10 protein-coding genes and 1 pseudogene are annotated in these 15,642 nt (G+C 36.4%); 3 read left to right on the forward strand and 8 right to left on the reverse strand.

Annotation, left to right across the window (positions count from 1 at the left end):
• The first annotated feature begins 454 nt into the window (after positions 1–454).
• Positions 455–874 carry a Fur family transcriptional regulator gene (locus MKX29_RS21315; RefSeq protein ID WP_191811732.1) on the forward strand — a complete coding sequence of 140 codons (420 nt, stop codon included), beginning with the start codon at positions 455–457 and terminating at the stop codon, positions 872–874.
• Positions 875–1,031: 157 nt separating this feature from the next.
• Here MKX29_RS21315 and MKX29_RS21320 read toward each other — a convergent pair whose 3' ends face one another.
• Positions 1,032–3,620, reverse strand: coding sequence for an AAA family ATPase (locus tag MKX29_RS21320; RefSeq protein WP_341107629.1), 2,589 nt, complete (start codon positions 3,618–3,620; stop codon positions 1,032–1,034).
• Positions 3,617–4,936 carry a 3' terminal RNA ribose 2'-O-methyltransferase Hen1 gene (locus tag MKX29_RS21325; RefSeq protein WP_341107631.1) on the reverse strand — a complete coding sequence of 440 codons (1,320 nt, stop codon included), beginning with the start codon at positions 4,934–4,936 and terminating at the stop codon, positions 3,617–3,619. Before MKX29_RS21325 ends, MKX29_RS21320 begins: the two co-directional genes overlap by 4 nt.
• Before the next feature lie 158 nt (positions 4,937–5,094).
• On the opposite strand from MKX29_RS21325, the gene MKX29_RS21330 reads away from it, so the two are divergent.
• A complete protein-coding gene (locus tag MKX29_RS21330) occupies positions 5,095–6,648 on the forward strand; it encodes an ABC-F family ATP-binding cassette domain-containing protein (RefSeq protein ID WP_224936394.1) in 1,554 nt (517 codons plus the stop codon).
• A 61-nt stretch (positions 6,649–6,709) separates the two neighbouring features.
• On the opposite strand, the pseudogene MKX29_RS21335 reads toward MKX29_RS21330, so the two are convergent.
• The 3 genes and pseudogenes from MKX29_RS21335 to helD form a co-directional block, all read right to left on the reverse strand.
• A pseudogene (locus tag MKX29_RS21335) lies at positions 6,710–7,437 on the reverse strand (SDR family NAD(P)-dependent oxidoreductase).
• Between the two features lie 111 nt (positions 7,438–7,548).
• Positions 7,549–9,063 carry an esterase/lipase family protein gene (locus MKX29_RS21340; RefSeq protein WP_445662713.1) on the reverse strand — a complete coding sequence of 505 codons (1,515 nt, stop codon included), beginning with the start codon at positions 9,061–9,063 and terminating at the stop codon, positions 7,549–7,551.
• Between the two features lie 203 nt (positions 9,064–9,266).
• Positions 9,267–11,513, reverse strand: coding sequence for an RNA polymerase recycling motor HelD (gene helD, locus MKX29_RS21345; protein ID WP_341107635.1), 2,247 nt, complete (start codon positions 11,511–11,513; stop codon positions 9,267–9,269).
• A gap of 181 nt (positions 11,514–11,694) precedes the next feature.
• Between helD and MKX29_RS21350 the strand changes: the two genes are divergently transcribed.
• Positions 11,695–12,519: an MBL fold metallo-hydrolase gene (locus MKX29_RS21350; RefSeq protein WP_341107637.1), complete on the forward strand. Its 825-nt coding sequence runs from the start codon at positions 11,695–11,697 to the stop codon at positions 12,517–12,519.
• On the opposite strand, the gene MKX29_RS21355 is transcribed toward MKX29_RS21350, so the two are convergent.
• The 3 genes from MKX29_RS21355 to proB form a co-directional block, all read right to left on the reverse strand.
• A complete protein-coding gene (locus MKX29_RS21355) occupies positions 12,514–13,140 on the reverse strand; it encodes an NUDIX hydrolase (RefSeq protein ID WP_224936390.1) in 627 nt (208 codons plus the stop codon). The genes MKX29_RS21350 and MKX29_RS21355 overlap by 6 nt on opposite strands.
• 89 nt (positions 13,141–13,229) lie before the next feature.
• Positions 13,230–14,477, reverse strand: a complete 1,248-nt coding sequence (locus tag MKX29_RS21360) for a glutamate-5-semialdehyde dehydrogenase (RefSeq protein ID WP_341107640.1) — start codon at positions 14,475–14,477, stop codon at positions 13,230–13,232.
• A complete protein-coding gene (gene proB, locus MKX29_RS21365; protein ID WP_251161567.1) occupies positions 14,474–15,568 on the reverse strand; it encodes a glutamate 5-kinase in 1,095 nt (364 codons plus the stop codon). Before proB ends, MKX29_RS21360 begins: the two co-directional genes overlap by 4 nt.
• Positions 15,569–15,642: the final 74 nt, after the last annotated feature.

Consider the following 15,642-nt stretch of genomic DNA (forward strand, 5'->3'; position numbering starts at 1 on the left):
TATATAAAAATCCGTAATGTTCCAAAAAACGCTAATGTTTTAGGGACATTACGGATTTTATATTTGTACAAAATTTGAACTCTTTTATCAACTAGAATCCCCATTCAAAGTGTAATTGATAATCCCCTTCCGTCTTCAATATTCTTTCACACATTCATGTCATGTAACATATTAGTATATTGGTGATTAAAAAAACTAAAATTATTACACACTCAACGAGGATATATTACAGGTAATGTCGAAACTATAGTCGAAACTATATTTATACACAGTCCTTATTTATAATTATTATAAAAAAGTATTGATTTTCGAATGAGAAGTGTTATTATTAATATATATCGTTAATATGTTAGTCATTCTCATATTTCGTTATTTTTCACTTTTTCTCATTTGCCTTTAAGTTCTACTTAAAGGCATTCTCAACAATTACATCATTATAAATGAGGGTTATAGCATGAATAAAGACCAAATAGAAAGCTTAATTCCCTTATTAAAAGAAAAAAATTTAAGGGTTACACCACAAAGAATACAAATTTTAACGACACTGATTGACATGAATGGACATCCAACAGCTGAAGACATTCAAAAAAGAATCCCTATCATTAGTCTCGCTACCATTTACAATAACTTAAAACTATTTGTTGAATTAGGAATCATTAATGAGCTACCTTATGGCAATGGATTAAGTCGCTTTGAATTTAGTCAGTCCAATCATTATCACGTTATCTGTGAATCATGTGGAAAAATTGCAGATATTAACTATCCGGAACTTACAGAAATTGAAGAAATGGTAGCTAATCTTACAGGTTTTTCCGTCAATAATCACAATATGGAAGTGTATGGGAAATGCCAAGAATGCATAGAGAAAGGATGATTCCGATGAAAAAAGAAGATAAAATTTGCCCAGTATGTAAAACAAAATTAATTAAGTTAAAGCATAGTACAATTTGCGCTTGTGGTAATAAGATTATGAAAGATAAAATTCCATCATAAAAAAGCCATCATATATAGATGACTTTTCTCTATGACGACTATAATCTCGGGTCGACTTCATCTCCTTCGAGGGCAAGTATAGCGACAATACACTCATGAATTCGACCTATTTCTTCTTGCTTTACAAAGCGGTTTAACGCCTCTATCCCTAAGGAAAATTCTTGCAACGCTAATTTTTGTTTACGTTTCGTGTTTCTTTTCTTCAACCGCTCTAAGTACTTCTCTTCTAAATAATCGATGCCATATATGATTTGTAAATACTTTCTTCCCCTTACCTTTAATGCTGGTTGTAACAGCTTCCCTTTTTCCCATACGGTAAACTGGTTAGGTTTAACAACCATTCCTTCATGCCCTTCTTCTGTTATTTTTTTCCACCAATTAATTACTTGCTTCCAATCCGATTCATCTTCAATAAGTAAATATTCAGTACGTCTAAAAATACTACATATATTGGATAGTTCTTCTACATGAGTCATATGCCACGTATGGGGATTTTCGTGATATACTCTTCCACTATGTGCTAGGATATGAAATGGAGCAATCACAATGCGATCTATGTCAGAAACTTCCCAGCAATACTTTTCATACACTTTTTGAAAACTTTCTGCACGTTCTAACTTTTCCTCATTTTCCTTTAACCACTGGTTCTCAACCATTGATTCATTTAGTGCTTGATCCAAGATTTTTCGATCTAAGATCGCACTTTCAGCTACAAGTTCATATTGTTTATTGATTAAATCTTGTGCCTTTAAATTCCATGGCATGATCTCACAATCCAGTAATACAAAGTCTGTTTCGTACTTATCAAAATAGTCATTTTCCTTTAAACTAGATTGGATAACCGTTAATATTCGCTCTTCTATATCCTTCTTAAAAAAGCGCTTCCCACTTCTTGAATATATCGCACCTAAATTACTAATCCCAGTATAGTTTAACGCTACTTCCTCATTCTTAAAGATGAGTAAAATACCCCGTGAACCCATATGCTTTTTCTCAACAATCAGTTGATTAACACCATTATCCCGATAATATTTAAAAGCCTCTATTGGATGTTCTAAATAATCTGGCAACTGACTCGGAATAGGAACAGGACTCATAGTTGGAGGGAGATAAACCAGTTGACCAAAATGGGTATCGGCTGTAGATAACGAGCCAATGACTGGTTTTACATACTTACCTTTCACACTTACATCTTCGAATTCTTCCATTCGTATGCGGAAACCTTCAATAAGCGCTTGTATATTTGGGGGTAGCAATCTCTTGCTCTTCCATTCTATTATTGGGTTATGCTCTACACCGTTATAATTTTTGAGGGCATCAACTGCGACAAATGACTTCTCGGGATATCGATAGGCTGTTAATTTCCCTCCAAATACTACACCTTGATCAATATTAATCGTAGAGTTGATAGTAGTCGGATATGGTCTCGGATCATGCCCCCATATAATGGTCATATGACCTGTATGATGATGATACCATTCACCTCTAATGGGAATACCATCTTGCATGCGACTTGATGATTCACCGTATCGACAATAATCCGATATTTGTGGGGATTTCTTGCCTATATACTCATCTTTAATCCCTGCATGTGTGCATACAAGCATCGGCACGCCTTTATCCTCGATTATATAATGTGCCGGAGCATCTCCTAAAAACTGAATGAACTCATCCTTCAGACGCTTTTGCTCTTCTTCTGAATAGGTAGCTAACCATTGATTGATTTCTTTAGCTGTCCATTCGTCACCATGTTGTAAAGTAACTTGATTTCCTTTTAACCATCTGTAGATTTTCCAACCATGATTACTATCAATCATATAAGCTAAGTTATTATTAACATGATTTTTAAAAAATAAAAGCGTTTCTAAAGAGCGCGGTCCCCGACTCATAATATCTCCTAATGATAAAAACTTCCTCCCAAGGGGATGAGTATAGAGCCCTTGTTCATTTTCTTCATATCCTAACTTCTCTAATAAATGTAATAGCTCAGTATAACAACCATGAATATCACCAATGATATCAATTCCTGCTCCCACATCAATAGGAGGAACTTCATCCATTCGTTCTATTTCAATAGAGTGATTCAATTCTTTTATCATATGAAGTTGATGATAACCTTCTGTCTTTAAATAACGCTTATGATATTGGAACCTTTTCATTTGTTGTTTAATGCGCTTTGAGCCCCTTGGGAATACTCGTTCGTTATCTCTCATTAATAATGTATCTAAATCGATATCTAGCACAATTGCGCTTATCGGTAAATGATGGCGATGTGCAATGGAAATCAATTTTTTACGATCATCACTATTTATATTAGTCGCATCAATGAAACTACATTTATTTAAGCGACATCTTGCTTCTAGGGTCAATTCTAGCAGTTCAAATGCTTCTTTAGAAATCCTTTGATACTGTTCAAATAAGATTTGCGCCATCTTATTATCAGTGCTTTCAACTGAGTTGTACTCTTGATCTGCAACTATTTTTCTATATTTATCTGAACTTAAAATTTCTGAGTCTTTTATTTGTCCGCTATCGACCAAGTTCTGCAATAATGTTGTTTTACCGCTACCAGAAGGCCCAACAAGTAAAACGACACCAGCGTTAGGAAGTGTGATTCTCCTCCTCATACCATCACCTCTTTTTCAAATACGACTATCTGAGTCGGTGAACCTCGTTCATGATCTACCTCACCTATACTAGAAATGCTAGCTTTATAAGCATACATATCAGTCATCTTCTCAACCCATGCTAGTAATTCTGCTCTTGTCCATTCAAAGCGATGATCATAATGACGCATGGATTCCCCAAGTTGATAAAGTGTATTATATTCTTTATTCGGTGTTGTAATAATACAAACCGCAGGCTTATACTCTTGAAAAATCAGTTGCATGGCCGTATGCAATTTTTCCTCGGCAATATGTTCGATCACTTCACATAAAATAAAGACGTCTTTATTCTTTAGTCCATCATCATAATAAAATACCGAACCCCATTTTTGCATTGGCATTAAGAAGCCCGGATTTTCGGCAGCTTTTGCATATCTTTTTTTCGCCTTTAACGTTTCTCGTTCACTTGGTTCAACTGCGATTATTTCACTCACATTTGGTAAAAAGCCTAATCTAGTACTAAGCTTTCCTTCTCCACTCCCCATATCTATTATCTTTCTAAGATGAGGTTTAGATTGAATGATTTCGATTATCTTTTCATAACGTAGTTGGTTTAGTCCTTTTTGCTTCTTTTCCTTTTCAACCTTTATGTGTTCGGTTATATGGTCGTCTAACAGCCCTTTATACTTTAAGGCACGTATATAAATCCATTCTTTTTGAGGATGATCATCTAGCCAACCTTCTCCGAACCGCTGAAGCTTTTCCGCCTCTTTTTCATCAATAAAATAGTGCTTATAATTATCAATAACTGGAATGAGAATAAATAACTGCCTTAACCCCTTTTGTAACGTTGTCTCACCTGTAACAGTTACATAAAGAGGACTGTTTTTCGTTTCAGATTGCACAGATAAGGTAAATCCAAGCGGTGAAAACAACTCCCGAAGATTCTCTACAGAAAGGTCTGTATTTACTGGACCAAATGAATAAGAAAATTGAAATACCTGCCGTACATATGGTAAATATTCTTCCTTAGGTAAGCCATTTAGGGCTGTCGCAAGAGAAGAGCGTATGAGTGATAAAAACAAACTACTAACTGCAAATTCACGGTCATTAATATAATGTGTAATATCTAATTTCTCTCCACTATCCCTTACTAAACTTATAGCATCCAAAACGACGTATATCGTTACTTTCACCTCATTAGGAGTAAAGGTTTGATAAAAGAGACGTACTTTATGCCCTTTATGTTCTTTTTCATAAAGACGTTCAGGGTGTTTCGCCAATAAAAAAGAAAGGATATTCGCGCCTTCTCCTTTTGCATGGATCGTTAATTGCATAACAATCCCCCTTTTATATGTATTTAAACCATATTATACCACCATCCATTCCTCATAAGGAATTTTTCTTTTATAGATAAATATCGCCTCTCCCCTAGTTAAACATCGAGAAATCTAGTATGATTATTAAATGATTATGAAGAAATGAGGATTACAAAATGAGTTTACTTACAGTTGATCATCTTAGTCATACTTTTGGCGATCGAACATTATTTAAGGACGTGTCTTTTCGTTTATTAGCAGAAGATCACGTAGGGTTAGTTGGAGCAAACGGGGTAGGTAAATCTACTTTAATGAATATTATTACAGGGCAGCTTATTCACGATGGGGGCAAAGTGGAATGGACACCTAATGTACAATATGGGTATCTGGATCAACATACTGTTTTAACCCCTGGAAAAACGATGCGCGATGCATTAAGAGATGCCTTTCTACCATTATATAAAAAAGAAGAAGAATTAAATGAAGTCACAGCGAAGATGGCAGATGCCACACCAGAAGAATTAGAAGTTTTGCTTGAGAAAATGGGTGAAATTCAAGATACACTAGAAGCAGGCGGATTTTATTCAATCGATTTAAAAATAGACGATGCAGCAAGAGGGTTGGGATTAGATGCAATAGGTTTGGATAGAGATGTCGCAGCACTTAGCGGAGGGCAAAGAACAAAAGTCCTACTTGCTAAACTATTGCTTGAGCAACCTCAAGTTTTACTCTTAGATGAACCAACAAACTATTTAGATGTTGAACATATAGACTGGTTATCCCACTATTTAAAAGAATATCCGTATGCATTCATTTTAATCTCGCATGATACTGAATTTATGAACGGAGTCTCAAATGTTATTTTTCATCTAGAATTCTCTAAACTTACTCGCTATACGGCTAGTTATGAAAAATTCTTAGAACTGGCAGAAATCAATAAAAATCAACATATCCACGCATATGAAAAGCAACAAGAATTCATCAAGAAACAAGAAGATTTTATCGCAAAAAACAAGGCGAGATATTCAACAACAGGTCGTGCAAAAAGTAGGCAAAAGCAATTAAACCGGATGGAGAGAATTGATCGTCCTGAAACTGCCGCTAAACCTACTTTCGAATTTAAAGAGTCGAGGGCTAGTAGCCGTTATGTGTTTGAAGGCGAGAATTTTGAAATTGGTTATACACATGCCCTATTGCCAAAAATGTCAATTACGATTGAAAAAGGGGATCGCATTGCCATTGTTGGATGTAACGGTGTCGGAAAATCTACCCTCTTAAAAACGATGCTTGGAAAAATCCCAGCGATTAGCGGGAAAATTGAAAGAGGTGACTTCCTCTACCCTTCCTATTTCGAACAGGAAGTAAAAGGCGAGCAAATTACACCCATAGATGATGTATGGAACGAGTTCCCGGCGATGGATCAGCATCAGGTTCGTGCAGCTCTCGCTAAATGCGGGCTAAAAAATGAACATATTTCAAGACCAATGAACCAACTAAGTGGGGGAGAACAAGCGAAAGTACGTCTTTGCAAGTTAATGATGAACGAAAGCAATTGGCTGCTGTTTGACGAACCAACAAATCATTTAGATATTACGGCGAAAGAAGAATTAAAAAGAGCCTTAAAAGCATATAAAGGCACCATTGTCCTCGTTTGCCATGAACCCGACTTTTACGAAGATTGGGTCACAAAAGTGTGGAATGTAGAAGAGTGGTCAGACGCAATGAAATAGAAATATAAACAAGCAAGGTTCCTTTACTCTTACTAGGGGAACCTTGCTTTTTATCATTTATTTATTCTTCATATATCATTTTCTTCGTCATACCACCATCTACAGTAATATTCTCTCCGTTCACAAAGTTATTTTCCGGATCTGTTAAGTAAAGACAAGCTTTAGCTACATCAGCTACCGTCCCGACTCTCCTTGAAGGGTGCTGATGATGATCTACTTCTCGCAGTTCCGCCTTCTCATTCGTCACAATCCACCCTGGCGAAATACAATTAACCGTAATGTGATAATCAGCTAGGGAAAGAGCTAATGCATGAGTTAAACTAACTATGCCACCTTTTGAAGCGGCATAGGCTTCTGAATTGACCTCAGACATCATCGAACGAGTAGAAGCCATATTAACAATCGCTCCACCCGATTCGTTATTTTTCATATATTTTGCCGCTTCTTTCGTGGCTAGAAATACGCTTCTTACATTTGTATTGATGACACGATCCCATTCATCTAATGTTAATTCGAACAAAGGTTTAAAGACAGATACACCAGCATTATTAATGAGAATATCTACTTGTCCATATTTCTCGATCGTTTGTTCTAATAATCGTTGAATGTCTGCTTCTTCTTATTTATCTGAAGGCAATCAAGCCCCTTTGCTTCAAGCGCAGCAAAGTTCGAATCATCCCAATCAGCCACTACTACGTTGGCACCTTCCCGTTTATATGCGAGTGCAACCCCTTGACCAATGCCATTACCTGCACCAGTGACAATAACTGTTTTATTTATAAACTTCATTCACATCTCACCCCATCTATTTCAATTGACTTGCCTTTATTTTAGTTAAAAAGAAAAAGAGATGCCAGTATCAGCACCTCACACACCGATCAAACGATATATGAAACTCTACTATTGTACATAAAACGAGCGAATAACTGTTCTTTCATAAGGGGCCCCTTGAAGTGTTTTACCTTTTATATCAATAGTCATATTATAAACACCACTACTTAACTTAGCATTAAATTGTCCAATTGACCCATTACGCGAAGTGTTTTGTACATTTAAAGGTGCCACTACTGTATTGCCGTTCTTATCCACTAATTTCGTATTCATTGTGATAGATTGTATATTGTTGTTTGATTGTAGGGAGAAAGCAACTGGATCCTTTGAGAAAAGTGGATTCATCTTTAGTTCTAGATTTTTTTTCCCTTCATGGGTAACATTCATTACATAGGCATTATCCTTCTTGCTAGATGTTAGTTCCACTTGCCAACGACCTGTTTCAGATATAATGCCAGTAAAACTATGTGCTGCTGCCCCATTAAATATTTCTGCACTTTTAGGTGATGAAGTGTAACTTTGATACTCTTTCCCAGTTGGCGAAATTAATTTAACTTTAACATCCTTCGTTGATGTCCAGATTTGTATGTTTTTAAGTTGTTCATCCACATGAAAGAATTGATTATAAGGGGCATACCCTTGCCATTCGCCACCGTGGGTATAGGAGGAAATATCTTTAGACATTAATGTATCGCTACTTTTTACATCATCCGTTGTCAATCCGGTTACAGATGATGAACGCAAATATGGTTCAATTCTAGAAAATACTGCGGAGCCCATACGAATTTTATCATGATCGAGAGAGGTGTCATTAAAGAGATGTGTACCATATGGTAACCTTGTACTCCAATCATTAACTAAACCATCATTTTCACCTTCAGAGGATAAGTATTGGCCACCCATCCATAAAGCGGACATTGACGGCCCCTTATTTGTCCCGGAAACAGTGTAATACTTATTCTTCGTTGCATGAGAATGATGATCAGTTATTGAGCGAAAGTGAGCCATTTCACCTACCTGTAAAGAAAAGGTCCCATCATCCTTTTGCCCTAATAACGTACCTAACCACCCTGCCCACCAACTATAAGCAAGGTCAGCCAAATGGGAACCATGATGCGGGGAACCTAATGTAATGACTCGACCGACATATGCGTGTGCACCATAATGAATGAGCGCCGCTTGTGTATCTGGTCCACCTTTACTGTGAGCGACAATATTTAATTTTCTTCCTTGGAAATGCGCGGAAATATCAGCAAGCATCGAAGCGAGAAGTTCACCGTTATCCAATTGGCTTGCCGAACCTTCTCCTGCTGCATCATGCAATTGTACAAACACAGTTTGATAACCAGATTCATACGCTTTTGTATACATATCATTTACACCATGATATTCCGTTTTTTCATACCAACTAGTTGAACTACCATTTTTTCCTTGAACAAAGACAATCGGGGGTTTACTTGTATCTAAATTCGGTGGTACACTTCCGAGAAACCACTCTCCCGGCGTGAATACTTCCCCTGGTGGCTTAAGCTTTCCTTGAGGCGTAATCGTTTTAGCAGCAAATGCTTGAGAGGTTGTTAACATAAATAGTGTGACGATGGCAATACAAGCGACCATTTTTTTCACTTCACATTCCTCCCTCTATTCAGATTGAAAGCAAAAATTGCTCCCTTAAAAGGGTTATGCAAGAAATCCCCTTTTCCTCCTTTAATATGTAAAAACACATCAAAAGATATAAAAAAAAGTATGCAAGATACGAATAATATCCTACATACCTAAAACAATCATTACAATATATATTCATATGTGTGCACATCTGCTCCATTAATAAACGGATTCGTTTGTGATTTTTGCAAGATGACTAATTGATGCATTGCCCGCGTACACACAGTATAGAATAAAAAGCGGTCCCTCTCTTTTTTATATTGTTCACCATCTGGGATAACAACAGCATCAAATTCAATCCCCTTTGCTAAATAAGATGGAATAATGGTAATTCCTTTTTGAAAATCCGTTGTTTTTTGATGGATAAGGTTCACATTGTTAAGATGAGGCAATAATTGACGGTACCACTCCTCACTCTGACTCGCACTCCTAGCAATGATCGCAATGGTTTCATGACCTAGCGAGACGGATCGACGAACGACATCTATAAGTATCGTTAGCGCTTCTTCCTCATCCACATTTTTGATAATGGGCTTTTCGCCACTTCGGTTAAAAGGAATAATATCTTCATTATTCAAAAGTAGACTTGATGTAAATGTCGTAATCTCTTTCGTTGAACGATAACTTTGTCTTAATTGATAGATTGTTGCTTTTTCATTACTAAACAGGACAGACTGATTGTCAGCGTGATAGTGGATAGTTTGATTCACATCTCCCAATAACGTCCACTTACTATGCGGGAATAACTCTTTTAAATAGGCAAAGTGAAAGGGTGAATAATCCTGTGCTTCGTCAATAAAAATATGACGTACAGACGTATGACCATCTTCCTTTAATAATTGTTGTTTTAAATATAAATAAGGGACCACATCTTCATACAACATATCACCAGATACAATTGCCTCTAATCCCGAATCATCTTTGTTACTTGTACGTAAAAACTCATCGTACATTGCAAGTATATCAACAAAATAGAAAGATTGGATTTGTTTCCGAATGGGCTTAAGTCTCCTTTTCACAACCATTTTCATCAAATACGCTTGCTCAACTTCTGGTTGCATAAAGCCATCATCATCTATTTGCTGTGCCTTTTTATATGCTTGTAAATAATCTTCTTTATCAAGTAATTCTACTTCATTCTCAACCCAAGCCTTCTTCCGTTCTGCTTTCTCCTTTTTCTTTATAATAGAAAGGATCCATTCTTGTATAAGTTGCAGTCTGTTCGCGATTGAAATGTTACTTTCATAAGAATAAAACTTCTCACCGATTTCATCGACAGTCAGCCATTTTTCATTATGAAAGGTGAGATCACGGAAAATCATCCCTTCTATTAATAAATGGCTAATATATTGATCCATAGAAGATTGATAGGATAAAGAGGACTTATATTCAATTTCCTGGACTCTTTTTTCACTTGAATCATTTTCTTGAAGAAGAAATTCTAATTGATCAAGCGGTGTTTCTATCGTAAGCTTTGCATCAAACTTACTTAGAATGAAGTGCCAAAAAGTATCCTGCTTCATATTTTTCTCACCCAATTCTGGTAACACTTGAGAAACATAACTATTAAATAGCGGGTTTGGCGAGAAAAGAATTATATTTTCCGCATGTAATGATTTCCTATAATGATATAGAAGGTAAGCGATTCTTTGTAATGCTGCTGATGTTTTCCCACTACCTGCCACTCCTTGAACAATAATTAAATCGTCTTTCACATTGCGAATAATTGCATTTTGTTGCTTCTGAATCGTAGCAACAATACTTTTCATCTGTGCATTTGCGTGACCACCTAACACTTCCTGCAGCACACTATCACCAATCGTTAAACCCGTATCAAATAACCCTTCAATATTCCCCTTTTTTATAATAAATTGACGCTTTAATAACATTTCTCCCATAATTGTTTCATATGGGGTGTCATACTTTGCTTTTCCAGGTGTGTAATCGTAATACATACTCGCAACAGGTGACCGCCAATCATAAATAAGAAACTGCTCATCGTTTTCATCCATTAATGAGGCAACACCAATATATATGGATTCCTTTTCTTCCCCATCTTCCCTAAAATCAATTCTGCCAAAATAGGGTGAGTCTTTTTGTTTCGACAATATGTTGACATATTGATCGAGCATTCCCATTCGCCGTTCTCTTTCCCCTAATAATTCTGCTTGCTGCTTTACACTTTGAAATGTCTCAATCACATCGTCCATTTCCTCTAGGTTGACTGTCACATCATCCCAAAATCCTGTTTTTAATTGTTTTACATCCTTCTGTACGTGGTCGCGATTTTCTATATAAGCGACTTGCTTCTTATTCACTTCATGTATTATTCTATCAACCCTTTTTTGCTCTTCTTGTCGCTCTTGCATAGAATCACTCCTCGATAAAAAATTAGTTGACACATCTTAATATTTTTGTTATTATTATATTGGATACTTTTATACAATAATAAAAAAAGCCATACCTATGTATCATAGCATAGTTTTAAAGTAAGTATCAATAGCTAAAAAATATTCATAATATTCAAATTATTTATAAAAGGTGGACATAATGAAATCAGATATTAGTGTATTACGTATACCTATTCCTACTCCCACTCTTTGGCCATATACAACAACAAATAGCTACATCATCGGTAATAAAGAGGAAACTCTAATCATTGACACTGGTTATAATCAACCCATTACAAGAGAAACACTACATACAGCACTAAAAAAACATGAGCTTCCCATTCCGAAAGCGATTCTTCTCACCCATGGACATAAAGATCATTCACCTGGAGTGAAACAACTTCTTGATTGGCAAATACCTATATTTGCTCATCCACTTGAGGAGCCCGAAATCAGAAGGAATGTTCAAATTGATAACCTCCATTACCTTTCAGATCACGAAGAAATATCTATAGGCGATGAATCTCTGATAGCATTACATCTCCCAGGGCATTCTTCAGGTCATTTAAGCTTTTATTTACCTTCTAAGAAGATTTTACTGGCAGGTGATAATTTAATAGAAAAGGGAACTTCTTGGATTGGTACACCCGATGGGAATATGAAAGATTATTTCATCACATTAGAAAAAATAAAATCATTATCCTTAACAATAGTTGGTCCTGGTCATGGCGATTGGATTAATAATCCATACGAACATATTGATTATGTACTGAATAGAAGAATGCAGAGAGAAGAACAAATTTTACATATTTTAAAAGAGAATGAGCCCCTGTTATTACACGAAATTACGAATAAGATATACGCTGGTCATATTCACCCTTCAAACAAAGTAGTAGCAGAAAAAACAACAGAAGCTCATTTAATTAAGTTGATAGAAGAAAGAAAGGTTATACAGAACAGAAATGCTTACTCAAGTTATTCATGAAGTTGCATCTAACCAACAAATTGCTTTTTCAAGTGAACGGATAGTCGGGTTTATGAGTTTAATTTCACCCTTCTCATATGCATGCAAAGCATCTTTTGGATAAATCCACCTGGCTTCTGCAACTTCATAAGGATCAGGAATTGGTTGTTGCCGTTTTGGGAGACGTGTAATAAAGAAACGTGTATCAAAACGTATTGGACTTTTTGCTGGTGTCGTTTTATGGCCGATATATGTGAAGCAGCGACAATCAAGCGCGGCTTCTTTTTCTTTTAATAACTCGATAAAACTTATTTCCTTTTTTAAGAGCCTTTTCCTATCGTTCAAACTTTCTTCTTTTTGAAATGAGAGCGGCTCTCCTGTTCTATCACAACCAAGGAAAACTCCAATTTCTTCATAGACTTCTCTTGCGGCAGCAACATAATAAGCTAAAGGGATATTTTCCTGATCTGTTGGAGCAATTAATCTATTAGATAGCAGCGAGTCTTTCTCATCCACTGCGCCACCAGGAAAAACATAATGCCCAGCAAGAAATTTCATTGTTGCTGGGCGTTTCGTCATATATACTTGTCCTTGTGGATTGATTAATAAGACTGTCGCCGCTGGCTTAGGAATAGTTTCCATATATAAGTCACACCTTTTTAGAAGAATATCATCTTATTCATTTATACTTCTCTAACGCTAGCAAAATTCCTTTAACTTTTAGCTAACAATTATTCTCTTATTTGTCCATTACCTTCAATAAAATATTTACTTGATGTTAGTGCTTTTAATCCCATTGGTCCACGCACATGCATTTTTTGTGTGCTAATGCCAATCTCAGCGCCAAAACCAAATTCAAATCCATCTGTAAATCTTGTTGAAGCATTATGATAAACAGCAGCAGCATCTACATGATTCATAAAGGTTTCTGCTCGACTATTATTTTCCGTTATAATTGCTTCTGAATGCTTTGTCCCATACTGACGAATATGAGTAATGGCGTCTTCAACAGAGGCAACTGTTTTAACGCTCATTTTTAAGCATAGAAACTCACTGTGAAAATCTTCTGTAGTGGCTAATTCGATGTGAGGAAGAAAGTCTTTCACATATTGATCTCCAACCATTTCAATTCCCTCGTTCTCCATGTAAGCTAAAAATTCTCCCCCGTATTTTTCCAACCAATGAGTATGAATCAAAAGAGATTCGATACTATTGCAAACAGAAGGTCTTTGTTTCTTCGCATTTAATACTACTTTCTTCGCCATTTCTAATTCCGCAAACTCATCAATATACATATGGCAATTACCTGCACCTGTTTCAATAACCGGCACGGATGCCTCACGTACAACAGTATCAATCAATCCTTTGCCACCTCTGGGGATAAGCACATCGAGAAATGTATGAAGATGAAATAATTCTTTGGCAGCTTCTCTACTCGTATCTTCAATTAATAAGACACTATCAATTGGTAGCTCCGTCGATTGTAATGCGCGATGAACAGTTTGGACAAGCGCACGATTACTATGTAGAGCCGTTTTACTCCCTCGTAAAATTACACAATTATTTGTCTTTAAAGCTAGTGAAGCAGCATCAATGGTTACGTTAGGTCTTGCCTCGTAAATCATACCTATAACACCAAGTGGGACTGACTTTTGTTGAATAAGTAGGCCATTTTCTTTTTTTATTGTCTGCAATACACGATGTATAGGATCGTCAAGTTGTGCGATATCAGTGACCGCTTGTGCCATTGCTATTATTCTAGACTCATCTAACATAAGACGATCAATCATACTGTCACTCATGTGGCCACGCGCCATCCTTATATCTTTTTCATTGGCTAAACGGATTTCCTCTTGATCTTCTATTAATTGATTGGCAATGGCGTTTAATGCTTGATTTTTTTCCGCTGTCGTAGCGCCACTTAAACGATAGCTCGCTTTTTTTGCTAATTTACCTTTTTCATATACTTCACTTGTCATTTCCCTTCACTCCTATTCGATTCTAAAACTAATTTATCACGATGAATCACTTCTTTAATTCGTTTTTTCTCATGTGATGTTTGCGTGAGATATTGACTAGAACAACTTACTTCTCCCCTAGCAATTAGTTGATTTTCAAACCTCACTTCAACCACCTCACCCGAAAGAAAACTTCCATCAATTTTAACAATTCCAGGTGATAATAGACTTCCACCACCATGTACAAGTGCTTGTTCGGCTCCTTTATCCACATAGATTTTTCCTTTGACCGTCGAATGAAGGGCAATCCATTGCCGTTTTGTATTAATATTTTTCATTTGCTGATTAGAAAGATATGTACCGTCTCCATTTCCATTAAGGATGCTTATAAGTTTGTCTTCACCTTTACCAGTACCGATAAAAACCGGGACGTTTAATTCCATAGCTGTTTTAGCAGCATTCAACTTTGAGTACATGCCGCCAGTTCCAACTTTAGAGCCCGCACCATCTGTCGCTTTCATTTGCACATCAGTAATTTCATTTAAGAAGTCAATTCGGCTGGCATTTGGATACTTAAACGGGTTTTGATCATATAAGCCATTAATATCTGTTAAAATCACAAGTAAATCAGCATGAACAAGCCCGCTAACGAGTGCTGATAACATATCATTATCCCCGAAAGTCAATTCCTCAATAGAAACAGTGTCATTTTCGTTAATAATCGGTATGACTTTACGATCTAACAGTTCCATAATCGTATCGTACGCATTTCTAAAGCGCACTTGATTGTTAAAGTCGGATCGAGTCAGTAAAATTTGCGCTGCCAGGGTGTCAAATTTTAATAAGGCTTCCATGTAACTTTGAATTAATAATCCTTGACCGATAGCAGCCGCAGCTTGTTTCCCTTTTAATGTAATGGGACGGGAAGAATAACCTAGTTTTCTAAAACCTGCTGCTACTGCTCCCGAGGATACGACAATCACTTCATGGCCCATTTTCTGTATTTTTGCAAGTGCTAATATATGATCGGTAAATTTATAGCGGTCAATCTCTCCCCTTTCATTCGTTAATGAACTGCTGCCAATTTTAACGATCATTCTTTTCTTCCCCATATGATTCATTCCTTTTAAGAGCACGAACACCCATGTAGTGATGTCTCAGTCTAGTTTTTTAAAAAATAAAAAAC

Origin of the sequence: Cytobacillus sp. FSL R7-0696, assembly GCF_038006865.1 — a bacterium.
In the GTDB taxonomy this organism is placed as follows: Bacteria; Bacillota; Bacilli; order Bacillales; family Cytobacillaceae; genus Cytobacillus; species Cytobacillus kochii.

Bases quoted from the DNA above. Each gene is read 5' to 3' on its own strand.
- MKX29_RS21340 (WP_445662713.1), bottom strand. From the start codon at position 9,063: ATGTTAACAACCTCTCAAGCATTTGCTGCTAAAACGATTACGCCTCAA.
- MKX29_RS21325 (WP_341107631.1), bottom strand. From the start codon at position 4,936: ATGCAATTAACGATCCATGCAAAAGGAGAAGGCGCGAATATCCTTTCT.
- MKX29_RS21360 (WP_341107640.1), bottom strand. From the start codon at position 14,477: ATGACAAGTGAAGTATATGAAAAAGGTAAATTAGCAAAAAAAGCGAGC.
- proB (WP_251161567.1), bottom strand. From the start codon at position 15,568: ATGGGGAAGAAAAGAATGATCGTTAAAATTGGCAGCAGTTCATTAACG.
- MKX29_RS21315 (WP_191811732.1), top strand. From the start codon at position 455: ATGAATAAAGACCAAATAGAAAGCTTAATTCCCTTATTAAAAGAAAAA.
- MKX29_RS21350 (WP_341107637.1), top strand. From the start codon at position 11,695: ATGAAATCAGATATTAGTGTATTACGTATACCTATTCCTACTCCCACT.
- MKX29_RS21330 (WP_224936394.1), top strand. From the start codon at position 5,095: ATGAGTTTACTTACAGTTGATCATCTTAGTCATACTTTTGGCGATCGA.
- MKX29_RS21320 (WP_341107629.1), bottom strand. From the start codon at position 3,620: ATGAGGAGGAGAATCACACTTCCTAACGCTGGTGTCGTTTTACTTGTT.
- helD (WP_341107635.1), bottom strand. From the start codon at position 11,513: ATGCAAGAGCGACAAGAAGAGCAAAAAAGGGTTGATAGAATAATACAT.
- MKX29_RS21355 (WP_224936390.1), bottom strand. From the start codon at position 13,140: ATGGAAACTATTCCTAAGCCAGCGGCGACAGTCTTATTAATCAATCCA.